Raw genomic sequence first — 24,945 nt, forward strand, 5'->3', positions numbered from 1 at the left:
GCCTCGGGCACCGGCCTGGCGAGGACTTGCCCCCATGAGCCAGCACCACCAGCGCGACTGCATCGAAATCCTCATCGAAAAAGCCCGTGGCGGGCAGATCAGCCGCCGCACCTTCGTCCAGGCCATGGGCCTGCTGGCCGCCGTGCCCCTGGCCCTGCGCAGCGGGATCAGTTGGTCGGCGGGCAAACCCCTGGTGCTGGTCAACTGGGGCGGCGATGCATTGAACGCCTTTCGCGCGGCCTGGTCCGACAGCTTCACCAAGAACACCGGCATCCCGGTGCGCATCGACGGCGCCGGCCCCACCGAAGGCGCGGTACGCTCGCAACTGGCCAGCGGTCAGCCCAGCTGGGACGTGGTGGACATGGAAGGCTACAGCGCCCTGAACCTGGGCCGCGAGAAGATCCTGCAACCCCTGGACTACAGCGTGGTGCAGCGCGACCAGGTAGCCCCGGGGATGAGCCATGACTACGGGATCGCCGGCTACATGCTCAGCTACGTGCTGGCCTGGGACAGCGAGAAATACGGCGACAACGGCCCCAGGGACTGGGCGGATTTCTGGAACGTGGAGAAATTCCCCGGCAAGCGCACCCTCTACAAGTGGATGAACGGCATGCTCGAGGCCGCCCTGCTGGCCGACGGCGTAAGCGTCGACAAGTTGTATCCACTGGACGTGCCACGGGCCCTGCGCAAGATCGACGAACTCAAGCCCCACGTCCTGTCGTTCTGGGGCTCGGGCGCGGAAAGCCAGCAACTGATGATCGAAGGCGAAGCCTCCATGGGCGTGCTCTGGCACACCCGCGCCACCTTGCTACGCGAGGACAGCGGGGGCCGGATCAAATGGGGCTACGACAACGCCTTCCTCACCAACAGCAGCTGGGCCGTGCTCAGCAACAACCCGGCGGGTACCGCCCCGGCCATGCAGTTCATCCAGCATGCCCTGCAGCCGGAAGGCCAGCTCAAGCTGTTCGAGATCCTCGGCAACGGCCCATCCAACCCTGCCACCCAGAAGCTGATGAGCCCCGAGCAGCTGGAGCTCAGCTGTGCGTCCGAAGCCAACATGAAGAAGCAGATCCTGCTGGATACCCAGTGGTACGCCGATCACTACTCCAGCACCCTGGAGCAGTACCTGACCCACCTGTCCAAGTGAGGCGCCGACCATGAGTGCGACCCAAACCGCGCGCCTGGAACGCAGCCTGCTGCTGGTACCGCTGCCGCTGTTGCTGGTGCTGTTCTACCTGCTGCCCTTCATCGGCGTGGTGAGCTGGAGCTTCACCCTGCCCGAACCCGGCATCGAGCAGTACCAGCGCATCGCCAGCGACCCGGCGATCCACGACATGCTGCTGCGCACCCTGCGCCTGTGCCTGACCGTCAGCCTGCTGGCCCTGGTCATCGGCTATCTGCTGGCCTACTGCTGGGTCTTCAGCCCGCCGTTCTGGCAGCGCATGGTGGAGATCTGCGTGTTCATCCCGTTCTGGATCTCGGTGCTGGTGCGGGCCTTCGGCTGGCTGATCGCCCTGCGCAGCAATGGCGTGATCAACGACAGCCTGCTGTCCCTGGGCTGGATCGAGCATCCACTGCAACTGACCCGCAACGAACTGGGGGTGGTGATCGGCATGCTCCACTTCATGATCCCCTATGCCTTGTTCCCGCTGCTGTCGAGCATGCGCCAGCTGGACCAGCGCGTGCTGCTGGCTTCCCGCGGGCTGGGCGCCGGGGCCTTGCGCACGTTCTGGCAAGTGCTGTTGCCACAGACCCTGCCGGGGCTGCTGGGGGCCTTCATCATGGTCTTCGTGTTCTGCCTGGGCTTCTTCATCACCCCGGTGCTGCTGGGTGGCGGGCAAACCGTGATGATCGCCGAGTACGTATTCCTGCAGATGTTCCAGACCAGCAACTGGGGGCTGGGCGCGGCCCTGAGCCTGGTGCTGCTGGCCCTGGTCAGCGCGCTGATCTGGCTGCTGATGCGCATCACCCGTGTCAATCGACTGGTGGGTTGAGGTCACTATGAATACACATCGCACTGCCCTGAGCACCCGGCTGATCGCCGTGGTCGCCATGGCCTTCATGCTGTTCCCGTTGCTGACGGTGATCCCGGTGTCCTTCACCGCCAAGCGCTACCTGTCGATGCCCGAGGGCAACTGGTCGCTGCGCCACTACGAAGCCTTGCTGAGCAATCCCGACTGGCTGTCGAGCATCGGCCAGAGCCTGGTCATCGCCACGGCCACCAGCCTGATCGCCACCTTGCTGGCGGTGAGCTTCAGCCTGGGCATCTGGTACCTGCGCTCGCGCCTGGCGACCCTGCTGATCGGCCTGGTGCTGCTGCCCATGGCGATCCCGCCGGTGATCTCGGCCCTGGTCCTGTATTTCATGGAAACCAAGCTGGGCAGCATCGCCCCGGGGTGGGGCTACGACAGCCTGCCCGGGGTGGTGATCGCCCACGTGGTGATGGTGGTGCCCTACGGCGTGGTGACCATGCTGGTGGCGCTGAGCCAGGTGGACCGGCGCATCGAGCTGGCCTCGAGCAACCTGGGGGCCAGCCTGATGCAGACCACCTTCCTGGTGATCCTGCCGAACCTGAAGCTGGGGATCTTCTCCACCGCGCTGCTGAGCTTCGCCCTGTCCTGGGAAGAGGTGGCAGTGACCCTGTTCATCACCAGCGTCGACGTCAACACCCTGCCCCGGCGGATCTGGAGCGGCTTGCGGGACAACGTCGACCCCAGCGTGGCGGCCATTTCCGTACTGCTGATCAGCCTGACCCTGCTGGTGCTCGTCGGCCGCCTGGTGCTGCAGTACTACGCCCAGCGCCGCGCGCGTTCCTGACCCACCCTCTGGTGGCGGGGGCGCTTGCGCGCTGGCTGGCAGCGCCGGCCCGATACCTGATTCCCGGCTCCCAACGACGCGCCGTGGAGCCAGGTTCTACGGTCGCTGCGCGCCCGAGCGCAAGCAAGCTCCCTCGCTACAACCGCCTCCGATCAACCGGATTATTCGGCCAGGAACTGACCGAAGTCACTTCTGGACCCATGGGTTTGGTTCCATAGTGCGCGGCTCGTCCCACGGGCTTGCGCCGTCTCTTCTAGACTCAATGGAGAGTCGCTTTCGGAACTGAGCACGTCGCTTTGGTGCGGAGCAATCAGAGGCAGCGTGTCAAGCTGCCCTTTATGCCCTGAACAGGTGCGGCGACGACCGCACCGGGTACGACAAGATACCCATTCAGGGTGCATGGCTACCGGCCGGATCGCCGCGCTACCGTGACGTGGCAACCAGGGCCGCAGCCGAGACTTTCGGACAACCGACAACCACCAGGTGTGTCCGTGACCGTGAGGAATGCTGTATGCCTGATGAATCGCTGCACCTGCCTGTGATCCACACCCTGCTGGAGCGCTACAAGGATGTTCCCGGGGCGCTGCTGCCGCTGCTCCACCAGATCCAGGAAGAGCTGGGCTACATCCCCGACGTGGCCATCCCCGCCATCGCCCATGGGCTCAACCAGAGCCAGGCCGAAGTGCGCGGCGTGATCAGCTTCTACCACGACTTTCGCACCGCGCCGCCCGCGCGGCACATCCTGCGCCTGTGCCGCGCCGAATCCTGCCAGAGCCGGGGCGCCGAGCAACTGGCGGCGCAACTGCGCGAGCGCCTGCAACTGGACGACCATGGCAGTAGCGCCGATGGCCGCATCAGCCTGCGGCCGGTGTACTGCCTGGGGGCCTGCGCCTGCTCGCCGGCCCTGGAGCTGGACGGCCAGCTGCATGCCCGGCTCAGCGCCGAACGCCTGGATGCACTGATCGACAGCTGCCGGGAGGATGCGTGATGAACCTCTACCTGTCCTGTGACTCCCTGGCCCGCGCCGTGGGCGCCGACCAGGTGGCCGACGCCCTGCTGGCCCGGGCCGGCCAGCGCCAACTGCCGCTGCAACTGCAACGCACCAGTTCCCGTGGCCTGTACTGGCTGGAACCGCTGCTGGAAGTCGATACCCCAGAGGGCCGCCTGGGCTTCGGTCCGCTGAAAGTGGCCGACGTGCCGGCGCTGCTGGACGCCCTGCAAGCCGACCCCACCAGCCACCCCTTGGCCCTGGGCCTGGTGGAGCAGATTCCCTACCTCAAGAGCCAGCAGCGCCTGCTGTTCGCCCGCGCCGGCATCACCCGGCCGTTGTCCCTGGAGGACTATCGGGCCCACGGCGGTTTCGCCGGCCTGGAGCGCGCCATCGCCCTGGGCGGCGAGCAGACCGTAGCCGCGGTGCTCGACTCCGGCCTGCGTGGCCGGGGCGGCGCGGCCTTCCCCGCGGGGATCAAGTGGCGCACGGTGCGCGAGACCTCGGCGCAGCAGAAGTACGTGGTGTGCAACGCCGACGAGGGCGACTCCGGGACCTTCGCCGACCGCATGCTGATGGAGGGCGACCCCTTTCTGCTGATCGAGGGCATGGCCATCGCCGGCATCGCCGTCGGTGCCAGCCAGGGCTATATCTATGTGCGCTCGGAATATCCCCAGGCAGTGGCCACCCTGCGCGCGGCCCTGGACCTGGCCCGGGACGCCGGCTACCTGGGGGCCGATGCCGGCGGGAGCGGCCAGCCCTTCGACCTGGAAGTGCGGGTCGGCGCCGGGGCCTACATCTGCGGCGAGGAAACCGCGCTGCTCGACTCCCTGGAAGGCAAGCGCGGGATCGTCCGCGCCAAGCCGCCGATCCCGGCCCTGCAAGGCCTGTTCGGCCAGCCGACCCTGGTGCACAACGTGCTGACCCTGGCCTCGGTGCCGCTGATCCTGGCCAAGGGCGCGCCCTTCTATCGCGACTACGGCATGGGCCGCTCCCTGGGCACCATGCCCTTCCAACTGGCGGGCAATGTCCGCCATGGCGGCCTGGTGGAACGGGCCTTCGGCCTGACCCTGGGCGAGCTGCTGCATGACTACGGTGGCGGTACCGCCAGTGGCCGGCCACTGAAGGCGGCCCAGGTCGGCGGCCCCCTCGGTGCCTGGGTCCCGCCCACGCAATTCGACACACCGCTGGACTACGAGGCCTTCGCCGCCATGGGCGCGATGCTCGGCCACGGCGGCGTGGTGGTGGCCGACGACAGCCTCGACCTGGCTCACATGGCGCGCTTCGCCATGCAGTTCTGCGCCGAGGAATCCTGCGGCAAGTGCACCCCGTGCCGTATCGGCTCGACCCGTGGCGTGGAAGTCATCGACCGCCTGCTGGCGGCTCCCGGCCCCGAGGAGCGCCAGCACCAGGCGCTGATCCTCAAGGACCTGTGCGACACCCTGCAATACGGCTCGCTGTGCGCCCTGGGCGGCATGACGTCCTACCCGGTGGCCAGCGCCCTCAAGCACTTCCCTGCCGACTTCGGTCTGCACACCACGGAGGCCGACCAATGATCACGCTCTTCGACCCCGCCAAGGACATCGACCTCAACGCCGTGGACCTGGGTACCCCGGCCCGCGACAGCCAGGTCCAGGTCAGCCTGAGCATCGACGGCCGCAGCATCAGCGTGCCCCAGGGCACCTCGGTGATGCGCGCCGCCGCGCTGCTGGGTACCAGCATTCCCAAGCTATGCGCCACCGACAGCCTGGAGGCCTTCGGTTCCTGCCGCATGTGCCTGGTGGAAATCGACGGCATGCGCGGCTACCCGGCCTCCTGCACCACCCCGGTCAGCGAGGGCATGGTGGTGCATACCCAGACGCCGAAACTCTCGAGCCTGCGCCGCAATGTGATGGAGCTGTACATCTCCGACCACCCGCTGGACTGCCTGACCTGCTCGGCCAACGGCAACTGCGAGCTGCAGACCGTAGCCGGCCAGGTGGGCCTGCGCGAAGTGCGCTATGGCTATGACGGCGCCAACCACTTGAGCGACCAGAAGGACAGCTCCAACCCCTACTTCGACTACGACCCGAGCAAGTGCATCGTCTGCAACCGCTGCGTGCGCGCCTGCGAGGAAACCCAGGGCACCTTCGCCCTGACCATCAGCGGCCGGGGCTTCGAATCCCGGGTGGCGGCGGCCGGCGGCGACAACTTCCTGGACTCCGAATGCGTGTCCTGCGGCGCCTGCGTGCAGGCCTGCCCCACCGCGACCCTGATGGAAAAGAGCGTAGTGGAAATGGGCCAGCCCGAGCGGGCGGTGGTCACCACCTGCGCCTACTGCGGCGTGGGCTGTTCGTTCCGCGCCGAGATGAAGGGCGAGCAACTGGTGCGCATGGTCCCGGACAAGAACGGCCAGGCCAACCATGGCCACTCCTGCGTCAAGGGCCGCTTCGCCTGGGGCTACGCCACCCACCCGGACCGCATCACCAAACCGATGATCCGCAAGCACATCAGCGACCCGTGGCAGGAGGTCAGCTGGGATGAAGCCGTGCAGTACGCCGCCAGCGAGCTGCGGCGCATCCAGCTCAAGTACGGTCGCGACTCCATCGGCGGCATCACGTCCAGCCGCTGCACCAACGAGGAAACCTACCTGGTGCAGAAACTGGTGCGGGCGGCCTTCGGCAACAACAACGTCGACACCTGCGCCCGGGTCTGCCATTCGCCCACCGGCTACGGCCTCAAGCAGACCCTGGGAGAATCCGCCGGGACCCAGAGCTTCGATTCGGTGATGCAGGCCGACGTGATCCTGGTGATGGGCGCCAACCCCAGCGATGCCCACCCGGTGTTCGGCTCCCAGCTCAAGCGCCGCCTGCGTGAAGGGGCGCGGCTGATCGTCATCGATCCTCGGCGCATCGACCTGGTGGACTCGGTCCACGCCCGCGCCGAGCTGCACCTGGCCCTGCGCCCGGGAACCAACGTGGCCATGCTCAACGCCCTGGCCCACGTGATCGTCACCGAGGGCCTGGTGGACCAGGCGTTCGTCGAGGCCCGCTGCGAGCCCGAGGCCTTCGCCCTGTGGAGCGCCTTCGTCAGCCGTGCGGACAACTCGCCGGAGATACTGGGCGCCATCTGCGGGGTCCCGGCGGCCGACATCCGTGCCGCTGCCCGGATCTACGCCACTGGCGGCAACGCGGCGATCTACTACGGCCTGGGCGTCACCGAGCACAGCCAGGGCAGCACCTCGGTGATGGGCATCGCCAACCTGGCCATGGCCACCGGCAACATCGGCCGCGAAGGGGTCGGGGTCAACCCGCTGCGGGGCCAGAACAACGTCCAGGGTTCCTGCGACATGGGCTCCTTCCCCCACGAGCTGCCGGGCTACCGGCACATCTCCAACCAGACCGTGCGCCAGGAGTTCGAGCAGGCGTGGAACGTCAGCCTGCAACCCGATCCGGGGCTGCGCATTCCCAACATGTTCGAGGCGGCCCTGGGCGGCAGCTTCAAGGGCCTGTACTGCCAGGGCGAGGACATCGCCCAGAGCGACCCCAACACCCAGCACGTGACCGCCGCCCTGTCGGCCATGGAATGCGTGGTGGTGCAGGACATCTTCCTCAACGAAACCGCCAAGTTCGCCCATGTGTTCCTGCCCGGGGCCTCGTTCCTGGAAAAGGACGGCACCTTCACCAACGCCGAGCGCCGCATCTCGCGGGTGCGCAAGGTCATGGAGCCGCTGGGCGGCAAGGCCGACTGGGAAGGCACCCTGGCCCTGGCAGCGGCGCTGGGGTATCCGATGCACTACGAGCATCCGTCGCAGATCATGGACGAGATCGCCCGCCTGACCCCGACCTTCACCGGCGTCAGCTATGCCAGCCTGGACCGTCACGGCAGCCTGCAATGGCCGTGCAACGCCCAGGCCCCGGACGGTACACCGACCATGCACATCGATGAATTCGTGCGCGGCAAGGGGCGCTTCATGCTCACCGGCTACGTGCCCACCGACGAGAAGGTCAACAGTCGCTATCCGCTGCTGCTGACCACCGGGCGCATCCTCAGCCAGTACAACGTCGGCGCCCAGACCCGACGCACCGACAACGTCGCCTGGCACGCCGAGGACCGCCTGGAGATCCACCCCACCGATGCCGAGAGCCGGGGCATCAGCGAAGGCGACTGGGTCGGCATCGGCAGCCGCGCCGGGCAGACCGTGCTACGCGCCCGAGTGACCGAGCGGGTAGCGCCGGGGGTGGTCTACACCACCTTCCACTTCCCCGAGTCGGGCGCCAACGTGATCACCACCGACAACTCCGACTGGGCCACCAACTGTCCGGAGTACAAGGTCACGGCGGTGGAGGTCAGCCGGGTCTACCATCCGTCCGAGTGGCAGAAGCGCTACCAGGCCTTCAGTGACGAGCAGCAGCGCTTGCTGCAAGCCCGCGACCGGTCCCGGGGCCACAAGGCGGAGGTGCGCCGATGAGCACCGCCAACCTGGTCAAGATGGCCAACCAGATCGCTTCGTACTTCGCCAACGAGCCGGACCAGGCCCAGGCGGTAAGCAGCGTGCGCAACCACATGCAGCTGTTCTGGACCCCAGCCATGCGCCAGGAGCTATTGGCCTGGCACCAGCAGCAACGGCAAAGCGAGCTGCATCCCTTGGTGTGCCAAGCCATCGACGCCCCCGGCAAGGCCACCTAGTCCAGCCGCGCCCGGGCCTGCCATCGCGGCAGGCCCGGGCGTCATCCCCTCACCGGCCGGAACAGCGCTGCTGCGCCGGCGCGCTGGTCTGCAACGCCAAAGGCATGCTGGCCCCCGGCTTGCTCAGGGGCAGCAGCTGGTACACGGTGAATACGCACAGCGCCTCCACCTCGCCGCCGGCCACCGGAATGTAGTTCAGGCCGGCATAGGCCTCGTAGCTCTTGCCCGGTTCGAACACCACCACCTTCTGTACCTGCGGGCAGGTGCGGTAGGCGTTGCCGGTTCCCCCGGCCGCCACCCCGCCGCCCTCCAGCAGGAACGGGCGTCCGGCGGGTACCCGGTATTCGGTGGCGATCTCGGAGTATTCGCCTTCACCGCGGCGAATGGCTCCGGGGTAGTCCGGCAGCTTCGGGGCGAATCGCGGCAGCATGTCGATCTGCCGCGGGGCCTCGGGAAACTGTGGATAGTTGACGTTCGCCCGGTGCTCGCTGCCAAAGCGCCCGGCCTTGGCCAGGCGCTGGTTGTCGCCGATGCAACCGGCATAGGCCCCACCGCGCACTTCACCGTTGGTGATCACCCGCAACTGCGCCACCGATGCGCCCAGGGGCGGCTCCGAATAGGGCTCCACCGGCTTGACGCTGCACGCGCCAAGCGAGCCCAACAACGCCACCAGGGCCAGACTTCTGACATTCATCGCTACTGCTTCCTTTGACTGATTGCGCCTCGTGGCCCGGGCAGGCTATCGGCAGGAATGGCGCAGACTTCATCGCTGTCCAGGCATTGGACCACTTGCGTGAAAACACAAGCCAGCTTGCGCCTGCCGGGATGTATCCCGGCCAATCCACGATCTACCCTGCGCTCACCTGCCTGCACAACAAGAACAACCAGGGAGCACCCGTTATGGCACTCGATTATGCGGTCATGTTGGTCTACGTCCTGCTGATGGCCGGCCTTGGCTGGTGGGGCATGCGCAAAGTGCGCAACCAGGACGATTTCCTGGTGGCCGGGCGGCGCCTGGGCCCGGCGCTGTACCTGGGCACCCTGTCGGCGGTGATGCTCGGCGGCGCCTCCACCATCGGCTCGGTACGCCTGGGCTACAGCTACGGAATCTCCGGGTTGTGGCTGGTGTTCATGCTGGGCCTGGGGATCATCGTCCTGAGCCTGGTGCTGTCCCGGCAGATCGCCCAGTTGCGGGTGTTCACCGTGACCCAGATCCTCGAACAAAGGTACCAGGCGTCGTCGCGCCTGATCGGCGGCTGCGTGATGGTGGCCTACGACCTGATGGTGGCGGTCACCGCGACCATCGCCATCGGCTCGATCACCGAGGTGGTGTTCGACATCCCGCGCATCCCGGCGATTCTCTGCGGCGGCGCGCTGGTGATCTTCTACTCGGTGATCGGCGGCATGTGGTCGCTGACCCTCACCGACATCATCCAGTTCGTGATCATGACCCTGGGCATCTTCTGCGTCCTGCTGCCCATGAGCGTCGGCCAGGCCGGCGGCCTCGAAGCCATGCAGGCGAGGTTGCCGGCGGGGTTCTTCGAGTGGGGCAACATCGGCCTGGACACCCTCCTCGCCTACTTCCTGCTGTACTTCTTCGGCGCGCTGATCGGCCAGGACATCTGGCAGCGATTGTTCACCGCCCGCAGCGAACGGGTGGTGCGCTACGCCGGCCTCGGCGCCGGGATCTACTGCATGTTCTACGGCGCCGCCTGTGCCCTGGTGGGGGCCGCTGCCAAGCTGCTGCTACCGGACCTGGCGGTGGCCGAGAACGCCTTCGCCGAAGTCACCCGCAACGTATTGCCGGCCGGACTGCGCGGGCTGGTGGTGGCGGCGGCCCTGGCCGCCATCATGTCCACCGCCAGTGCCTGCCTGCTGGCCTCGGCCACGGTGCTCAAGGAAGACATCTACAGCCGCTTCCTGACCCGTGGCCAGGAAAACCACCTGGCCAGCAGCCGCTGGATCACCCTCGGCCTAGGGGTGGCGATGCTGCTGATGGCCTGCCTGGTCAACGACGTGATCGCCGGCCTGAGCATCGCCTACAACCTGCTGGTGGGTAGCCTGCTGGTGCCGATCATCGGCGCCTTGCTGTGGCGCCGGGCCTCGGCGGCCGGGGCCATCGCCTGCATGGTCAGCGGCAGCCTGACGGTGATCGCCTGCATGGCCCGCGACGGCATCCTGGCCAACACCCCGATCTACTACGGCCTGGGCGTCAGCCTGCTGACCTTCGTCGCCGTCAGCCTGGTGAGCCAGCCGGCACCGGCCCTGCGCAGCAGCGCCGATTGATCCCTGAATCCACAACGAGGAATCGCCCATGTCCCAGTCTTTCCCGCAGCCGATAGACGCTGCCCTGGTCCCGCGCTTCGCCGGTATTCCAAGTTTCATGCGCCTGCCGCTGTTCGACGACCCGGCGCAGGTGCAGATCGCCCTGGTGGGGGTGCCCTGGGATGGCGGCACCACCAACCGCGCCGGGGCTCGCCATGGCCCGCGGGAGGTGCGCAACCAGTCGAGCCTGATGCGCAAGGTGCACCACGTCAGCCGCATCGCCCCCTATGACCTGGTGCGGGTCGGCGACCTGGGCGATGCCCCGGTCAACCCCATCGACCTGTTGGACTCGTTGAAGCAGATCGAGGGTTTCTTCAGCCAGCTGCACCAGGCCGGCGCGGTGCCGCTGTCGGTGGGTGGCGATCACCTGGTGACCCTGCCGATCTTCCGGGCCCTGGCCCGCCAGCGGCCGATCGGCATGGTGCACTTCGATGCCCATTCCGATACCAACGACCGCTACTTCGGCGACAACCTCTACACCCACGGCACGCCCTTTCGCCGGGCCATCGAAGAGGGCCTGCTGGACCCCAGGCGCACGGTGCAGATCGGCATCCGCGGCTCGATCTACTCGGCCGACGACGAAGACTTCGCCAAGGACTGCGGGATCCGCGTGATCCACATGGAGGAATTCGCCGACCTGGGCGTCGAGGCGACCCTGGCCGAAGCCCGGCGCGTGGTGGGCGCTGAGCCGACCTACATCAGCTTCGACATCGATGTGCTCGACCCGGCCTTCGCCCCCGGCACCGGCACCCCGGAGATCGGCGGCATGACCACCCTGCAGGCCCAGCAACTGATCCGCGGCCTGCGCGGCCTGAACCTGGTGGGCGCCGACGTGGTGGAAGTCTCGCCGCCCTTCGACCTCGGCGGCGCCACCGCCCTGGCCGGCGCGACCCTGATGTTCGAGCTGCTGTGCATCCTGGCCGAGTCGGTGGCGAATCGGGGTTGAAACGCGCCCATGAAAAAGCGCCTTGCCCGGCGACGAGTGATCGCCGCGCAAGGCGCCTCGGGTGCCGCGATCAACCTTGCAGGGCTTGCTTGAGCGCTGCCAGGCCATCGGCGTAGATGGTGGTGAACAGCTCGATGGCTTGTTCGTCGCTGATGCCGGCCGGCACGAACGAGCCGGACCACTCGACGCGCGAGCCCTTGCCGTTCTCTACCACGCGCAGGGTCGACTGGTAGTCGCGCACGGGGGCTGGCCCCTGGAGGATGGTGTAGCTGTAGCTGCGCCCGGCTTCGTTGAAGTCCAGCAAGCGCTCGATGATGGTGTCGCCTTCGGCGCTCTTGAGGCTGCGGACCCGGCCGCCTTCGCTCAGGGCGCTCTGGGGGATGAAGGGCAGCCAGTCGGGCAGCGAGTCGAAACCGCCGATCAGTTGCCAGACGCGTGCAGCGTCGATGTTCAGTTCGATGGAAGCTTTGGCCTGGGCCATGATGATTTCTCCTGGGGCAACAGCCCCTTCAATAAGGTCGTAAACGCTTGCGACAGGGCCGCCAGGCGGCCCCGCGCGGGTAGGATCACTGGGCTGGAACAGGCGCCACTGGGTTGATCAGGCCCTGCTCGCGCAGGTTCTGCCAGAAGGCGGCCGGGATCACCGCGCTCATGGCGGCGTGGTCTTCATTGGCGTGCAGTGGGCGGGTCGAACCGGGGATCACCGAAACCACCGCCGGATGGGCCAGGGCGAACTGCAGGGCAGCGGCCTTGACGTCCACATCGTGGGCACGGGCAACGGCGCGGATGCGCTCCAGCTTGGCCAGCACTTGCTGGTTGGCCTTCTGGTACTCGAAGTGCTCGCCACCTGCGGTGACACCCGAGCTGTACGGACCGCCGACGACGATGCCGACACCTTGCTCCACCGCTTGCGGCATGACCCGTTGCAGGGCGCGGTCGTGGTCCAGCAGCGAGTAGCGGCCGGCCAGCAAGAAGCCATCGGGCCGTGGTTCGTCCAGGTCCAGGGTCAGCTCGATCGGCTCGACGCGGTTGACGCCCAGGCCCCAGGCCTTGATCACGCCTTCTTCACGCAGGCGGGAAAGTACGCGGAAGGCGCCGGTACGGGCGATTTCGAACTGGGTCAGCCATTCGTCGCCGTAGAAGTCCTGGGCGATGTCGTGGATCCAGACGATGTCCAGGTGGTCGGTGCCCATGCGCTTGAGGCTGTCTTCGATGGAGCGCAGGGTGGCATCGGCGCTGTAGTCGTTGACGATGCGGTTGCGGTTGCCGTGTTCGAACAGGCCGCTCTTCTCACCCAGCTCACGGGCGGCAGGGTCTTCCAGTTCGTCGAGGATGATGCGGCCGACCTTGCTGCTCAGTACGTATTCGTTGCGTGGACGCTTGGCCAGTGCGGCACCCAGGCGGCTTTCGGAGAGGCCGGCACCGTAGAAGGGTGCGGTGTCGAAGTAACGCACGCCGTTGTTCCAGGCGGCATCGACGGTGGACTGTACTTCTTCGGCGGATACGGCGCGGAACATGTTGCCCAGTGGGGCGCTGCCGAAGCCTAGGCGGGTTGGGATCAAGGATTTGAGGCTCATGGATTGCTCCTGGTTGGGGGGAGTCGCTTGTGAACTCCAGTGAGCGCATCCTAAAACCAGCCGTCCGAGACCGTCCAAGTCATAATTCGACAGACTTGAGACCAAACAGGTCAAATCGCTCTACAACCGCCTCTCACCCCCAGCCAGGCCCCTCCAAGTTCAGCTTGCCGCCCCTGCCAGCACCATCTCGCGGAAATCCCCGACTATCGGCCGCAGGTCGACACGGTGCCAGGCCGCCCACAGGCCAGTGCTCTGCTGCAACCAGGGCAGCTCGCGCAAGACCACGTTCGGGTTGCCTTCACCATTGATGCTCTGCTGGATCAGCGCCAGGCCCAGGCCGGCGGATACCAGGCCCAGGGCGCTCAGCGGCTCGGCGGCTTCCAGGCGGATCTGCGGGGTGAAGCCCGCGGCCACGCAACTGGCCAGGAAGCGCTCGCGCCGGCTGGGCTGCAACTGGCCTTCGACCATGATCCAGTCCTGCTCGTGCAGGTCGGCCGGCTCGATGCTGGGCTTGTCCGCCAAGGGATGCCCCAGGGGCAAGGCCAGGCGCAACGGGTCGTCGAACACCCGGGCGGCCAAAAGCTCCGGATCGTCGGTGGCCGGCGGTTCGCAGACCAGGGCGATGTCCAGGCTGCGTTGGCGCAGCCCTTCGAACTGCTCCTGGGCCGACAGGTTGTACAGCGCGATATGGATACCCGGGCGCTCCTCGCGCACATGGCGCAAGGCACCTGGCAGCACCCCGGCATGGATCGCATGGCTGACGTAGCCGATGCACAACCCACCCGTCTCGCCACGCCCCAGGCGCCGGCCCAGGGACTCCAGGCGCTCGGCATGCTTGAGCAGGGCCCGGGTCTCGTGGAGGAAGGTGCGACCGTCGGACGTCAGGCGCAGGCGTTGTTGGCTACGCTCGAACAGTTGCAGGCCGAGGCGCTCTTCCAGCTGGGCGATCTGCCGGCTCAGCGGCGATTGGGAAATGTGCAGTTGCTCGGCCGCCTTGCCGACGTGCTCGACTTCGGCGACGGCAACGAAATAACGCAATTGTCTAAGATCCAGCATATGACCCTCAGGGACTCAAGTATGACCAATTAAGTCATATACGATCTTACTGGCGTTCAATAGGATGGCGCCATCTCGAATCGATCACCGGCACAGGTCTTGTGCCCCCAAGATGAGGAATCCGAACATGCAAATCGATCTGGGCGGCAAGACCGCCATTATCAGTGGCTCCACCGGCGGTATCGGCCTGGGCATCGCCCGTAGCCTGGCGGCCTCCGGCGCCAGCGTGGTCATCGTCGGCCGCAACGCGGCCTCGGTGGCAGAAGCCGTCGCCGGCATCCACGCCAGCAATGGCAGCGCCCGTGGCGTGGTCGCTGACCTGGGTACCGCGGCCGGCGCCGATATCCTGTTCGCCGCCGAGCCCCAGGCCGACATCCTGGTGAACAACCTGGGCATCTACAACGATGTCGACTTCTTCGACACCGACGACCAGCAATGGATGGATTTCTACGAAATCAACGTGCTCTCCGGCGTGCGCCTGTCCCGCCACTACACCCCGGGCATGGTCGAGCGCGGCTGGGGCCGGGTGATCTTCCTGTCCTCGGAATCGGGCGTCGCCATCCCGGCGCAGATGATCAACTATGGGGTCACCAAGGCCGCCAACCTGGCCGTCTCCCATGGCCTGGCCAAGCGCCTGGCCGGCACCGGCGTGACCGTGAACGCGATCCTGCCGGGCCCGACCTTCACCGAAGGCGTGGCCAACCTGGTGGCCGACGCGGTGCGCCAGTCCGGCCGCAGCGCCCGGGAAGAAGCCGACGCCTTCGTACGCCGCGAGCGCCCCAGCTCGATCATCCAGCGCGTGGCCGAAGTCGAGGAAGTGGCCTCCCTGGTGACCTACATCGCCTCGCCATTCTCCTCGGCCACCACCGGCGCGGCCCTGCGCGTGGACGGCGGCGTAGTGGACAGCCTGGCGATCTGAGTCGCCACACCAGGCGCCTAGCCCGCAACCACGACAGGTTGCGGGGCCACCCGGCGCCGAGGCCCGGGCAAAAATAGTCAGTTTTCAGGGGTTTACAGAACCCCGCCAATCGCTATAATCGTCGCCCTAACACGCCGGTATAGCTCAGTTGGTAGAGCAACTGACTTGTAATCAGTAGGTCCCGGGTTCGACTCCTGGTGCCGGCACCATATAAGACAAAGCCCTCGCAGCGATGCGAGGGCTTTGTCGTTTCCAGGATTAAGAAATCCTGTCCTAATGCCTTGAGCACGGTTTTGATCTCGGTGCCCGAGAGCTTCAGACCCGCCCCTGCCCCCTCGCCAGCCTCTGGCTTCACCTGTGAAGCCGCGCCCTGCCTGAAACCACGCGGATACTGTTGCCGGTTCGCCCCCTGTGGTTGCTGCGCGGCCGTCGGTACGGCTGTGTCAAACGTTTTGCGCTAGTGTTTCCCTGCGGACCAGGACGGTCCTTTGACGCAGGTGCAAACGCTCATGGCCTACCCAACGCCCTCCATCAAACTCAGCACTCTTCAGCAACTAGCGCCCTACTTGAGCATGCACGGGGTATCGCCGCTGGAATTCTTTCGACGTTACGGTATTTCCCCGCAGGTCTTTCAATACCCGGATGCCTGGGTGCCGCGAGCGACCTGCTTTCATATAGCCAGTGAAATGGCCGCGCTCACACAGGCCCCCTTCGCAGGTGCAACGGTGGGGCATTTGATCGAAGTACGCTCGCTCGGGGCCTGGGGCGAGTTGATCCTGGGTTCGTCCAACCTCGCTCAGACGTGCGCAGTGGCGGCGATCCATACGAACTTACTGCATCAAGGAAGCGACGTAAGAATCGTCACCGAAGGCCGTACGCTGAAACTGATCCGGCAATCCACCGGACAGCACGGGGCGAATCCGAAGCAGGTCATTCTCGGCACTCTGGCGCTGCTAAGAAAGGTGCCGCTCATGTCCGGTGAGCCAAGCGCCGTCCGCGTGCATTTGCAAAACCCGAGGCAACGGGGAAATGAGGCGCTGGAGAAATACCTGGGGCCGAATCTGCACATGAACGCGCAGCACAACATGATCGAATTCGATCGCGAGCTGCTCGACATCTCTCTGCCGCTCGGTCGGGATGACGCCTGGAAAGTCGCCGAGGCCTTGAGGTCGACCGCGAAAGCCGCCGGCATGCTTATCGAACGGATCGGGGATCAGGATCGATCCACACTTGCCGCCATAGCAAGAAACCTCGGCTTGTCTTCCCGAACGCTACAGCGTCGCCTCAAATACTGCGGCATCGACTTCGAAGACCTGCGGGACAAAACCCGTCGCAGCGAAGCGCTACAACTGATTGCCAGCGGCAAGTACAGCGCAACCGAGATTGCCTACATGGTTGGCTACAGTGACCAAGCGCACTTTACCCGAGCCTTCAAACGCTGGACCGGAAGTTCACCATCGCGCTACAGCGCACTTTTGAAAGATGGTCGTTAACCTCTTCGCCTGGCCCTCTCCCACTATCGGGCACCTTGCAATGGCGCACTTCGCGGTACTTGCTGGTTGTGCTTTTGGCATCAAATGGCAAGTTTCCAGAGGGGGGCTCTTATAAAGTCTGAAAGGAAATGCCCACTTGAAAGAGCTAGAGGTCTACATGCCCGATTTATCAACGGCCTGTATCGTCGCCCTGAAGCTGGCCACTTTTACCAATGCACACGCTCAGTCATCCGCTGACGCGACGGTGCAGCTAGATGGCGATAACTTTGCTCGTGCCGAGTCCAATCTTTATATGGGGTGGGCTCAGGCGAGCCAGATACAAGTGCGTGATGCCCTGGCTGTTCTGGGTTCGTCCCCTCCCGACTACGACCAGGCCTTTGGCCCTAAAGGCAGGGTCGATCCGATCCGCCACCTGCTCGGTGGTTGCGACGCAAAGGTCGTTAATTGTCTGGTTACGACACCCGGCTGAGCTATAGCGCCAGACTCTATCTACCAAACAACGAACTACTGCGCGGCAAAGGAGGTTTCCCAAACCAGAACCCGTCGATTTATAAGTTGGACTATTCGAGCAAAAGTGAGTTTGCCTGATCGATAGGCCACGGCCATCGGTGTTAATAACGAAAGGAGTTCACCATGAAGAAAGTAATGCTTTGTTTCGCCTTGTTATTTAGCTTTACATGCAGTTTTGCTATGGCAGCAGGCCGTCCCAGCTATCCCTTTAATGATAAAATCGCCAGTGGCTTGTCGCGCCACCATATTATTCCTTGGGAAGAACTGGTCAAGTTTGGTACCGACAACTTCACCAGCGATGCAGACAGAACGGACTTGATCAATGCCATTATCGGTACCCGTACTGTCAACCTCGGCTCATTCCAGGGCAATGTCCCGCAGTTGGTCGCCGGACTGCATACGCCGCAAAATCCCGAGGCTGTAGAAGTCTGGCAATCATTACTGGCCTGGACTCAGGGTAATCTGGTCGTGGGAACCAGTACTCGCCCAGATGACCCCGGTAGCAAGTTTGATCAGGTTGCCTATAACTGTCTAAAAGTTGTCAACCACGATGCGGCCTATACCGTTATTTTTGCTGATTGGGAAGCGCCGACAGCGACCACTGCAGCGAAAAAACAGTATTTCCTGACCATGGCAGCGCATGACATCGCGAATGCCGCAGGCCAGCCATGCTGGAAACCTTGAACTCATTCATCATGACGCGCAGGAAAGAATCATGGCTAATATTATTACCGTAGGCAGCATTACAACCCCTAACCCTTTTCTTTGGTTGAACCCGGACACATTGGGCCTGCCCGATGTTGTCTACGTCATTCAATCAAATGCTCCCAAAGGTGACTGGGTAGATGTAGGGCAGTTCTGCGCGGTGCTATCCAGCGCCTGGCTCAATGATGCCAAACATCCGGAAAAGTTCGACATTCGCAGTTTTGACGATCCGGGCAAGATCCAGTTGGCTCAGCAAGTGATTGATGCATCCAATAGTTTGGCCTCACAAGTAAAAGCGGCGGAACAGGCGATACACGGCAAGTCCAAGTCGAAGGACCAGGTTACCAAGGACTTCTCGACATACAAAACCGGCACTAAAGTTTGGGCGGGAAATGATAGGCATGTCATTGGCATCTACATCATCAGCGCCACACAAATGCAAGTTTATGATTCGAATCTAGGCACCGCAACCCAAAAGCCGCGCACCGCCTTTGCGCAAGTAGTGGCGGATTATCAATTGAACGCTTTTGTAGTAGCTATCGCTTAATGTTGGCAGGCGATGCGCATGAAATGCGCATCGTCGTTTTTTACATTATTCGGTTAGCGTTTTAACGGCCGAGCGTGCTGCATCCAGGCAAGATCAAAACCGCATTCCAATGCAGGAATGGGTGATGAGCGCCCCCCCTTCTTGCTGCATCACAAAGACAGCCATGCCCGCACCGACTCTATCCCAGCGACCGAGCGCTACTGCGCTTACCAGACCAAATAACGCGAGTGATCAATAAGGCCAGCATTTCCCAGTGAAACTCTAACGGGCTGTATCCACATAAAACCTAAACACCCAAGAGTTGGGAGTGCCTACAGGGCCAGGCTCCCCCCAGGCATGCGCTTCATGCTCCAATAGCCGCCGATTCCAGTTGCACGCAGGCCCCCCATGAAACCCATCGCAGCATCCATCCTCGCCCTGTTGCTCCACTCCATGCTGTTCAGCTCCCCGGCTGTGGCCGGCGATGCCGAAGTCGGCGCCAAGCTGTTCAAGCGCCTGTGCAGTGGTTGCCACAATATCGGGCCCTCGGTGCGCAGTTCGTTCGGTCCAGAGCTCAACGGCATCATCGACCGCCCGGCCGGCAGCGCCCAGGACTACCAGTATTCGACAGCGATGAAGTCCTCGGGCATCGTCTGGACCCGGGACAAGCTCACCCAGTACCTGCAAGATCCCAAGGGCGTGGTGCCCGGCACCCGGATGATTTTCTGGGGCTTGAGCGACGAAGAGAAAATCGACAACCTGCTGGCCTATCTACAGACCTTCCCCAATCCCTGATCCCGTTTCGCTTCCCTACAAGGATGTTTCGATGAAGCTTTCCCTGCTGTCCCTGGCGACCGCCGGCCTGGCCCTGGCCGTGCTCGCGCCGCAAGCGGGCGCCGCCGGTTTCGACTGTGCCAAGGCCTCGACCTCGGTCGAGAAGGCGGTTTGCAACGCGCCTAAGCTCTCCGCCCAGGACGATGAATTGAATCGTCGCTACAACGGGCTCAAGCACCTGCAGGTGTTTCGCCTGCTGCAAGTGCGCTGGTTGCGCGAGGTTCGCGATACCTGTACCTCGGACGACTGCCTGGAGGGGGCCTACCGCGCCCAGTTGAAGATGCTCGCGCCGCTGCCGATCCCCCCGGCCCCGGGCAAGAACCAGTTGCTGCCCATGGACCCGACGCGCCAGTACCGCCTGGATGAAGCCGAGCACTGGCAGCGCTTCCCACTGGCTTCCTTCCCTGCCGTGCCCCCTCGGGGCGACAAGCAGATCGTCGACGCCCAGGTGATCGATGGCGTGTTGCGCGTGGTGCTGTTCACCGGCCTGTACCAGCAGGAGCAAGGCGGCTTTGTCGGGACCCTGTATGAATATGCCGATGACCAGCCGGGCCTGTATCCCATCGCCCGGGACATCGCCTTCACCGGCTGGGCCGCCCAGGGCAGCAACGACCAGGGCCTGCGCTTCGCCGGGTTCGACGGTGGGTTACTGTATTACCGCCAGCGTATCGGTGGCGACTTGCAGCAAAGCATGAGCTACCGCCTGGGTTCACGCAGCGCGCCCGAGGCCAGCCTGAAGTCGTACCAGACGCCCTCCAATACCCTGCGCCATGCCCGGGCGCGGGTGGGCCAGGACTTGAATGTGGATAACTACAGCCTGTCCCTGGACTACGACCAGCAGAGCCACAATACCTACAGTGAAAATGTCACCGCGCACAACGACACCGAGGAGGGCTGGAGCATCGTCAACCCGACCTGGAGCGCTACCCGCCCGATCATGTACTTCGACAACGAAGGGCCGCGGGCCTGCATCTGGCGAGTCGACACGCAATACAAGACCTTGTTCAAGATCGTGCCCGAGCATGAAGCCGTCTCGGCACGCCCGATCGACCTGCATGGCCGCGAGGCGGTGGTCTACCTGGAAGGTGACCAGCTGAAGTTCGCCTTCAAGTACGACGACTGAGGGCAGGTGCCAGGGCAAAAAAGGCTCGTCAATGACGAGCCTTTTTTCATGGTGCGATCCGCCTCTGCCTCAGGGCAGGCTGATCTTGTATTGGGCCAGCTTGGCCTGGTGCTGGGGCTCGACGTACTTCTGGTTCACCAGCTTGGCGAACTTGCTGAAGTCATTACGGGCATCGTCGGTCAGGCCCAGTTTGTCGTAGGCAAGACCGCGGTGATAGAAGGCCCAGGCATAGTCTGGCTGGCGTAGCAGGCCGGTGCTGTAGGCTTCGGCGGCCTCGCGGTATTGCCCCAGGTCGTAGAGCGTCTGGCCCAGATGGTAGTAGGTCGGCATGTTGAAGCCGCCGCCCTTGCCCGTCTCGCCCAGATTGGCGTCGAGGTTGGATTGCACCAACTCCAGGGACTTCTGCGGGTTGCCCGCCTCACGATACAGGCGGCTCAGGTCCAGCACCGCGCGGGCATCGGGCTTGCCTTCCAGGGCGATGGACTTTTCCTTGGCGGCAATCGCTTGCGGATAGCGCTTGAAGCTGGCGTAGGCATCGGACTTGAGCCAGTACACCAGGCTCTGCATGCCCGGCGGCAGCTGGTTCTTCTCCAGGCACAGGTCGGCCTGTTGCAGCACCACGTCGAATTTCTCGGCCTTGGCGGCCTGGCCCACCATGCGGCAATGGGCATAGTTGATCTGGTCCTGGCTCTGCAGGCCGGCACAACCGGTCAGCAGCACGGATCCCAGGAGCAATAGCGCTCCACGAACAGACGATGAAGGCATGGCTTTCAATCCAGCAGATGGGCGTTGAGGTCAGGGCGATAGACTTGCAGCAACGGCGTGGTGACGGTGCCCTGCAAACTGCAGAAGATCGTGGTGCGGCCGGCGATCGGCTCCTTGTCGATACCTTTGTCGATACTCAGGACCCGCTCGACGAAACCGAACGGCGTAGCCACGCCACCACCGGCCTGGCCCTGGGTCCGCCATTGCAGGATCGGATCGCCGACCCGGCGAATTTCCACTCGGCTGAAAGCACCGCGGTCGTCCTTCAAGCGGGCGTTATCCGCCAGCAGCGGCTTGAGGCGCGCGGCCACGTCCTGGGGCGTGCCGTCGGCGACGAAACCCCAGAACAGCATGTTGCCCACCGACTTCATCGACATGGCTTCGTTGTAGTAGCCCACCAGGCGCACGCCCTTGACCACCAAGGGCTGTGCGAACGGCTGGTAGCGACCGCCTTCCTGCAGCGGGTTCATGACCTGGGGCGCCTTGACCGCGCCGTACTGGGCCAGGCTCAAGGTACCGGCCGGCAGTTGGGCGGTGTTCAAGCTCTGGAAGAACTGCGCGTCGCAGCGGGAGAAATCACTCAGCAACTGCTCGGGCGAGGTCGCTTGCTGGCCCTGGGCGATGCTGGCGACACCCAGCAGGCACAGGCCGGACAACAGGGAACGGAACATCAAGATCATCCGTGAGGGGGAAAGTGGGAACGGAATTTAGCAAGATCGATATCAAACGGCCACAAGTCGTCCGCGACCCTATAGGCATGAAAAAGCCCCGAACCAGTCGGGGCTTCTTGCATTGCGCCACCTGTCGCCAGGTGGTGATCAGGCGTTCATCAGAACACGTTGATCGGGTAGTCGACGAATACGCGCAGCTCGTTGCCGCTGTCGTTGTACTCGCTGGACTTCTGCGATACGCGCAGGATCGAGCTGCGAACCTTCACGCTCAGGTCCTTGGCCGGGCCGCTCTGTACCACGTATTTGAGCTGGTTGAAGATTTCCCGCTCAGTACCGCCAGAGGACGTCGAAGTGGTGATGTTGTCACCACGCACGTAGGCCACGTTGTAGGTCAGGCCCGGTACGCCGAAGGCGCCGAAGTCCAGACCGTAGCCCAGCTGCCAGCTGCGCTCGTCTTCGGCGTTGAAGTCGGACCAGTAGGAGTTGGCCAGGTAGATGGTGTTGCCGCCATCGCCCACGCGACGCTGCTCACGCTGGTAGCCGCCGTAGGCATAGCCCAGGTGGCTGTCGCCGGTGCTGCGCTGGTGCGCCAGGGTGAAGGAGTGCGGGCCGGTGGCGTAGGTGGCTGCCAGGCTCCAGATCTTGTTGTCCTGGCCGCCGGCGTTCTTGAACTCGGCGTAGGACTTGTCCAGCTTGGTGCGGTAGCCGTTGAAGTCCAGGGTCAGGGACTGGTCGGTGGCCAGCGGGAACACATAGTTCAGGTTCACGTACTGTTTCTTCAGCACGTCTTCGACGTCGGAAGCGTACAGGGCGCCCTTGAACTGCTCGGTGAACTGGTAGCTACCGCCCAGGACGTTGATCGACTTCAGGCCACCGCTGTCACGACCTTCAGCGCTCTTGCGCGATTCGGCGGTGAAGCGACCGGCGTTCAGTTCCAGGCCCTTGATCTCCTTGGAGGTGATCAGGGTACCGGTGTAGCTTTCCGGCAGCAGGCGCGCGTTGTCGTAGTTCAGCACCGGCAGGGCCGGCATCTGGTCGCCGTAAGCCAGCACAGTGTTGGAGAAACGGAACTTGACCGCGGCGCCAGCCTTGGCCAGGTCGCCCGCTGGGGTCTTGTTACCGTGTTCACTGCGCTTGAAGAAGTCGATGCCCTGGCCGCCGCTGTGGCTGCCCTTGTCCAGGCGCAGCGCGTACAGGCCAAAGGCGTCAACGCCCACGCCCACGGTGCCCTGAGTGAAGCCCGACGAGAACGTACCGATGGCTGCCTGACCCCACTCACGCTGGTCGTCGTTGCCATCTTTCTTGTCACGGTTGATGTAAGCATTGCGCAGCAGCACTTTCAGGCTGCTGTCTTCAACGAAACCCTTGGCGTCGGCCTGGCCGTCGGCCATGGCTTGTGTAGCGCTCAAAATCCCCAGTGCAATCAAGCAGATCCGCTGTTTAGACATTTTATTTTCCTTATTACGGTTTGATGACGCGCTGTGAGCTTGTGCGGCTATGGCGTTTGAACGCTCTTCTACCGTCGAAACAAAAAGCCCGCCCACATGGGATGGTGGCGGGCCTTTTATCATTCTGAAATATGGCTCTTAGCCACAGGCGTTGGGGCGAATCCTATCTGCGCCCTCAATAACGTGTCAATTTCGTGAATCGTCTTTGAATAGCTGAAAATGTTCTAAGAATAGCGGGCTAGAGCATCGCCAGCTGCACGCTGTGACTGTCTACGAACTGCTCGAAATGAGTCGCCTTGCCATCCTTTAGCGTCCACAGGTGGGCGACCCGCACATCGATAGGTTTACCCGAGGCCTTATAGATGCCCCGGTAGTTGCCATAGGCGAAGACCTTGTCACCCTGGGCCACATAGTTCTCGACCTTGAAAGTGAAGTCTTGCCACTCGCTGCCAAGGCGCTTGAAGACATGCTCCAGCACTTCTTCGAAGCCGATGTAGGTACCGGCATAGGGGAAGCCCGCCGCTTCGGTCCAGCGCGCATCGGGAGCCAGGGCCGCCGCGGTATTGCGCGCGTTTTCCTGGGAGTTGGCACCTTCATAGGTGCTTTTGATCAACGCAAGGTTATCCATGGGTGACTCCACTGGGTTCAGGTGAATTCAGGGTGTGCAACCGTCCAGGCCACAGGTTGGGGCCGCACCGGCGCGCACGCCGCTGTCCAGGCCCAGTGAATCCTGCAGCCATCGGGCGAAGGCCTCGGGCTTGCCCAGCCAGGGGCTGATGTCGAGCAACTGGTAGCGCCCGTCGCGCTCCAGGGCCAGGGTCGGGAAGCCCTGGCCGCCAACCTCGGACAGCAGTGCCCGGCTGGCCTTTATATGTTCGTCCACCTCGTGGGCCAGCGCCTGGTCGAAAGCCGCGGCAAAAGCTTCCCGGGAAAAACCCAAGGTTTGCGCCAGCTCCAGCAGCACCACAGGCTCGGCAATCCGCCGCCCCTCCACGTAGTGGGCGGTTTGCAACCGGCCAAGCATTTCCAGGCCACGGCCAGCCAGGGCCTGGGCCGCCAGTACGGCGGCAATCGGCGGCGCCGAGTCGAAGACCGCCGTGTGATCGCGCAACAAACCTTCGAAATAGGCCCCGCCGAACGGCTGCCCGGTGTACTCGGCAATGCGCCGATCATGGGGCATGACGTAGTCGCGCAATTGCGGCGATACCGGCTGGCGGTTGCGACCGGTCATCATGCCGCCACCATGGGCCACCACCGGCAGCACTGCCTGGGCGGCCTGGACCAGTGGCTTGGCGCCATAGCACCAGCCACACAGGGGGTCGTGAATGTAATGAAGGGTGGCTGAGGACATACGGGGGCTCCAGCAGGATCTTGAAAATTCGACAGGTGCAGCCTATGCCCCAAAGGCCAGGGGAAAAACCTCGAAATGCCTTCCAGACTGTTTCAGGATCCGGTCGAATCGCGCCGCTAGATGCCCATGAATGGGCAGGTGGATGCCAGGAGATGAACCGTTACAGCTTTGACATAATTAGAAACAATAGAAGCGGAATAGTTTTAGCAAATAGTTAACACAA

At 63.9% G+C, this 24,945-nt stretch carries 25 protein-coding genes and 1 tRNA gene; 17 read left to right on the plus strand and 9 right to left on the minus strand.

Going from position 1 to position 24,945, the window contains the following annotated elements; genetic code table 11:
* The first annotated feature begins 34 nt into the window (after window positions 1-34).
* From AC3WK8_RS09470 to AC3WK8_RS09500, 7 genes are all read left to right on the plus strand, one after another.
* On the plus strand, window positions 35-1,147 hold the full coding sequence (locus tag AC3WK8_RS09470; RefSeq protein WP_085595744.1) for an ABC transporter substrate-binding protein: 1,113 nt from the start codon (window positions 35-37) through the stop codon (window positions 1,145-1,147).
* A 10-nt stretch (window positions 1,148-1,157) separates the two neighbouring features.
* Window positions 1,158-1,994, plus strand: coding sequence for an ABC transporter permease (locus tag AC3WK8_RS09475; RefSeq protein ID WP_022639217.1), 837 nt, complete (start codon window positions 1,158-1,160; stop codon window positions 1,992-1,994).
* Window positions 1,995-2,001: 7 nt separating this feature from the next.
* Window positions 2,002-2,817 carry an ABC transporter permease gene (locus tag AC3WK8_RS09480; protein WP_103324646.1) on the plus strand — a complete coding sequence of 272 codons (816 nt, stop codon included), beginning with the start codon at window positions 2,002-2,004 and terminating at the stop codon, window positions 2,815-2,817.
* A 511-nt stretch (window positions 2,818-3,328) separates the two neighbouring features.
* Window positions 3,329-3,805: a formate dehydrogenase subunit gamma gene (locus AC3WK8_RS09485; protein ID WP_103324647.1), complete on the plus strand. Its 477-nt coding sequence runs from the start codon at window positions 3,329-3,331 to the stop codon at window positions 3,803-3,805.
* Window positions 3,805-5,361, plus strand: coding sequence for a formate dehydrogenase beta subunit (locus tag AC3WK8_RS09490; RefSeq protein WP_219738363.1), 1,557 nt, complete (start codon window positions 3,805-3,807; stop codon window positions 5,359-5,361). The genes AC3WK8_RS09485 and AC3WK8_RS09490 overlap by 1 nt, the downstream gene beginning before the upstream one ends.
* Window positions 5,358-8,255 carry a formate dehydrogenase subunit alpha gene (gene fdhF / locus AC3WK8_RS09495; RefSeq protein ID WP_103324649.1) on the plus strand — a complete coding sequence of 966 codons (2,898 nt, stop codon included), beginning with the start codon at window positions 5,358-5,360 and terminating at the stop codon, window positions 8,253-8,255. The genes AC3WK8_RS09490 and fdhF overlap by 4 nt, the downstream gene beginning before the upstream one ends.
* Entirely contained in the window at window positions 8,252-8,473 is a 222-nt protein-coding gene (locus AC3WK8_RS09500) for a formate dehydrogenase subunit delta (protein ID WP_053132601.1), read from the plus strand. Before fdhF ends, AC3WK8_RS09500 begins: the two co-directional genes overlap by 4 nt.
* A gap of 49 nt (window positions 8,474-8,522) precedes the next feature.
* On the opposite strand, the gene AC3WK8_RS09505 is transcribed toward AC3WK8_RS09500, so the two are convergent.
* On the minus strand, window positions 8,523-9,167 hold the full coding sequence (locus AC3WK8_RS09505; RefSeq protein WP_085595750.1) for an amidase: 645 nt from the start codon (window positions 9,165-9,167) through the stop codon (window positions 8,523-8,525).
* Between the two features lie 206 nt (window positions 9,168-9,373).
* Between AC3WK8_RS09505 and AC3WK8_RS09510 the strand changes: the two genes are divergently transcribed.
* Together AC3WK8_RS09510 and speB are read left to right on the plus strand one after the other, a co-directional pair.
* Entirely contained in the window at window positions 9,374-10,759 is a 1,386-nt protein-coding gene (locus AC3WK8_RS09510; RefSeq protein WP_103324650.1) for a sodium:solute symporter family protein, read from the plus strand.
* Between the two features lie 28 nt (window positions 10,760-10,787).
* Entirely contained in the window at window positions 10,788-11,744 is a 957-nt protein-coding gene (speB, locus tag AC3WK8_RS09515; protein WP_022639209.1) for an agmatinase, read from the plus strand.
* 70 nt (window positions 11,745-11,814) lie between these two features.
* On the opposite strand, the gene AC3WK8_RS09520 is transcribed toward speB, so the two are convergent.
* The 3 genes from AC3WK8_RS09520 to AC3WK8_RS09530 form a co-directional block, all read right to left on the minus strand.
* Entirely contained in the window at window positions 11,815-12,225 is a 411-nt protein-coding gene (locus AC3WK8_RS09520) for an SRPBCC family protein (RefSeq protein ID WP_022639208.1), read from the minus strand.
* 85 nt (window positions 12,226-12,310) lie between these two features.
* Window positions 12,311-13,321, minus strand: a complete 1,011-nt coding sequence (locus tag AC3WK8_RS09525; protein ID WP_103324651.1) for an aldo/keto reductase — start codon at window positions 13,319-13,321, stop codon at window positions 12,311-12,313.
* 159 nt (window positions 13,322-13,480) lie between these two features.
* Window positions 13,481-14,377, minus strand: coding sequence for a LysR substrate-binding domain-containing protein (locus tag AC3WK8_RS09530; protein WP_068589583.1), 897 nt, complete (start codon window positions 14,375-14,377; stop codon window positions 13,481-13,483).
* Between the two features lie 127 nt (window positions 14,378-14,504).
* On the opposite strand from AC3WK8_RS09530, the gene AC3WK8_RS09535 reads away from it, so the two are divergent.
* The 8 genes from AC3WK8_RS09535 to AC3WK8_RS09570 all read left to right on the plus strand — a co-directional run bounded on the left by AC3WK8_RS09535 (window position 14,505) and on the right by AC3WK8_RS09570 (window position 20,487).
* Window positions 14,505-15,296 (plus strand): SDR family NAD(P)-dependent oxidoreductase, encoded by a 792-nt coding sequence (locus AC3WK8_RS09535; RefSeq protein ID WP_085595762.1) that lies wholly within the window; start codon window positions 14,505-14,507, stop codon window positions 15,294-15,296.
* A gap of 133 nt (window positions 15,297-15,429) precedes the next feature.
* Window positions 15,430-15,505: transfer RNA gene (locus AC3WK8_RS09540), tRNA-Thr, on the plus strand.
* Between the two features lie 300 nt (window positions 15,506-15,805).
* Window positions 15,806-16,789, plus strand: a complete 984-nt coding sequence (locus tag AC3WK8_RS09545) for an AraC family transcriptional regulator (protein ID WP_103324670.1) — start codon at window positions 15,806-15,808, stop codon at window positions 16,787-16,789.
* Window positions 16,790-16,925: 136 nt separating this feature from the next.
* Entirely contained in the window at window positions 16,926-17,258 is a 333-nt protein-coding gene (locus AC3WK8_RS09550; protein WP_256592263.1) for a hypothetical protein, read from the plus strand.
* 164 nt (window positions 17,259-17,422) lie between these two features.
* Window positions 17,423-17,983, plus strand: a complete 561-nt coding sequence (locus tag AC3WK8_RS09555; protein ID WP_103324652.1) for a hypothetical protein — start codon at window positions 17,423-17,425, stop codon at window positions 17,981-17,983.
* Entirely contained in the window at window positions 17,952-18,551 is a 600-nt protein-coding gene (locus tag AC3WK8_RS09560) for a hypothetical protein (RefSeq protein WP_146043252.1), read from the plus strand. The genes AC3WK8_RS09555 and AC3WK8_RS09560 overlap by 32 nt, the downstream gene beginning before the upstream one ends.
* 387 nt (window positions 18,552-18,938) lie before the next feature.
* Window positions 18,939-19,325 (plus strand): c-type cytochrome, encoded by a 387-nt coding sequence (locus AC3WK8_RS09565; protein WP_085598162.1) that lies wholly within the window; start codon window positions 18,939-18,941, stop codon window positions 19,323-19,325.
* 31 nt (window positions 19,326-19,356) lie between these two features.
* Window positions 19,357-20,487 carry a lysozyme inhibitor LprI family protein gene (locus tag AC3WK8_RS09570; protein ID WP_085598161.1) on the plus strand — a complete coding sequence of 377 codons (1,131 nt, stop codon included), beginning with the start codon at window positions 19,357-19,359 and terminating at the stop codon, window positions 20,485-20,487.
* 69 nt (window positions 20,488-20,556) lie between these two features.
* Here the strand turns inward: AC3WK8_RS09570 and AC3WK8_RS09575 are convergent, their stop codons facing one another.
* From AC3WK8_RS09575 to AC3WK8_RS09595, 5 genes are all read right to left on the minus strand, one after another.
* Entirely contained in the window at window positions 20,557-21,252 is a 696-nt protein-coding gene (locus AC3WK8_RS09575) for a tetratricopeptide repeat protein (RefSeq protein ID WP_103324654.1), read from the minus strand.
* Window positions 21,253-21,257: 5 nt separating this feature from the next.
* Window positions 21,258-21,923 (minus strand): hypothetical protein, encoded by a 666-nt coding sequence (locus tag AC3WK8_RS09580; RefSeq protein WP_256578700.1) that lies wholly within the window; start codon window positions 21,921-21,923, stop codon window positions 21,258-21,260.
* 158 nt (window positions 21,924-22,081) lie between these two features.
* Window positions 22,082-23,371, minus strand: a complete 1,290-nt coding sequence (locus AC3WK8_RS09585; RefSeq protein WP_085598159.1) for an OprD family porin — start codon at window positions 23,369-23,371, stop codon at window positions 22,082-22,084.
* Window positions 23,372-23,609: 238 nt separating this feature from the next.
* The gene (locus tag AC3WK8_RS09590) at window positions 23,610-23,999 is read right to left on the minus strand and encodes a nuclear transport factor 2 family protein (protein ID WP_103324655.1); all 390 of its coding nucleotides are present in this window, start codon (window positions 23,997-23,999) and stop codon (window positions 23,610-23,612) included.
* A gap of 27 nt (window positions 24,000-24,026) precedes the next feature.
* Complete coding sequence (locus tag AC3WK8_RS09595; protein ID WP_103324656.1) at window positions 24,027-24,722, minus strand: DsbA family protein; 696 nt, start codon at window positions 24,720-24,722, stop codon at window positions 24,027-24,029.
* Between the last annotated feature and the right edge of the window lie 223 nt (window positions 24,723-24,945).

It is taken from the genome of Pseudomonas sp. FW507-12TSA (assembly GCF_058781435.1).

Bases quoted from the DNA above. Each gene is read 5' to 3' on its own strand.
- AC3WK8_RS09580 (WP_256578700.1), bottom strand. From the start codon at position 21,923: ATGTTCCGTTCCCTGTTGTCCGGCCTGTGCCTGCTGGGTGTCGCCAGC.
- AC3WK8_RS09570 (WP_085598161.1), top strand. From the start codon at position 19,357: ATGAAGCTTTCCCTGCTGTCCCTGGCGACCGCCGGCCTGGCCCTGGCC.
- AC3WK8_RS09510 (WP_103324650.1), top strand. From the start codon at position 9,374: ATGGCACTCGATTATGCGGTCATGTTGGTCTACGTCCTGCTGATGGCC.
- speB (WP_022639209.1), top strand. From the start codon at position 10,788: ATGTCCCAGTCTTTCCCGCAGCCGATAGACGCTGCCCTGGTCCCGCGC.
- AC3WK8_RS09590 (WP_103324655.1), bottom strand. From the start codon at position 23,999: ATGGATAACCTTGCGTTGATCAAAAGCACCTATGAAGGTGCCAACTCC.
- AC3WK8_RS09545 (WP_103324670.1), top strand. From the start codon at position 15,806: ATGGCCTACCCAACGCCCTCCATCAAACTCAGCACTCTTCAGCAACTA.
- AC3WK8_RS09530 (WP_068589583.1), bottom strand. From the start codon at position 14,377: ATGCTGGATCTTAGACAATTGCGTTATTTCGTTGCCGTCGCCGAAGTC.
- AC3WK8_RS09575 (WP_103324654.1), bottom strand. From the start codon at position 21,252: ATGCCTTCATCGTCTGTTCGTGGAGCGCTATTGCTCCTGGGATCCGTG.
- AC3WK8_RS09480 (WP_103324646.1), top strand. From the start codon at position 2,002: ATGAATACACATCGCACTGCCCTGAGCACCCGGCTGATCGCCGTGGTC.
- AC3WK8_RS09475 (WP_022639217.1), top strand. From the start codon at position 1,158: ATGAGTGCGACCCAAACCGCGCGCCTGGAACGCAGCCTGCTGCTGGTA.
- fdhF (WP_103324649.1), top strand. From the start codon at position 5,358: ATGATCACGCTCTTCGACCCCGCCAAGGACATCGACCTCAACGCCGTG.
- AC3WK8_RS09585 (WP_085598159.1), bottom strand. From the start codon at position 23,371: ATGTCTAAACAGCGGATCTGCTTGATTGCACTGGGGATTTTGAGCGCT.
- AC3WK8_RS09505 (WP_085595750.1), bottom strand. From the start codon at position 9,167: ATGAATGTCAGAAGTCTGGCCCTGGTGGCGTTGTTGGGCTCGCTTGGC.
- AC3WK8_RS09520 (WP_022639208.1), bottom strand. From the start codon at position 12,225: ATGGCCCAGGCCAAAGCTTCCATCGAACTGAACATCGACGCTGCACGC.
- AC3WK8_RS09565 (WP_085598162.1), top strand. From the start codon at position 18,939: ATGAAACCCATCGCAGCATCCATCCTCGCCCTGTTGCTCCACTCCATG.
- AC3WK8_RS09500 (WP_053132601.1), top strand. From the start codon at position 8,252: ATGAGCACCGCCAACCTGGTCAAGATGGCCAACCAGATCGCTTCGTAC.
- AC3WK8_RS09490 (WP_219738363.1), top strand. From the start codon at position 3,805: ATGAACCTCTACCTGTCCTGTGACTCCCTGGCCCGCGCCGTGGGCGCC.
- AC3WK8_RS09525 (WP_103324651.1), bottom strand. From the start codon at position 13,321: ATGAGCCTCAAATCCTTGATCCCAACCCGCCTAGGCTTCGGCAGCGCC.
- AC3WK8_RS09485 (WP_103324647.1), top strand. From the start codon at position 3,329: ATGCCTGATGAATCGCTGCACCTGCCTGTGATCCACACCCTGCTGGAG.
- AC3WK8_RS09535 (WP_085595762.1), top strand. From the start codon at position 14,505: ATGCAAATCGATCTGGGCGGCAAGACCGCCATTATCAGTGGCTCCACC.
- AC3WK8_RS09560 (WP_146043252.1), top strand. From the start codon at position 17,952: ATGCCGCAGGCCAGCCATGCTGGAAACCTTGAACTCATTCATCATGAC.
- AC3WK8_RS09555 (WP_103324652.1), top strand. From the start codon at position 17,423: ATGAAGAAAGTAATGCTTTGTTTCGCCTTGTTATTTAGCTTTACATGC.
- AC3WK8_RS09470 (WP_085595744.1), top strand. From the start codon at position 35: ATGAGCCAGCACCACCAGCGCGACTGCATCGAAATCCTCATCGAAAAA.
- AC3WK8_RS09595 (WP_103324656.1), bottom strand. From the start codon at position 24,722: ATGTCCTCAGCCACCCTTCATTACATTCACGACCCCCTGTGTGGCTGG.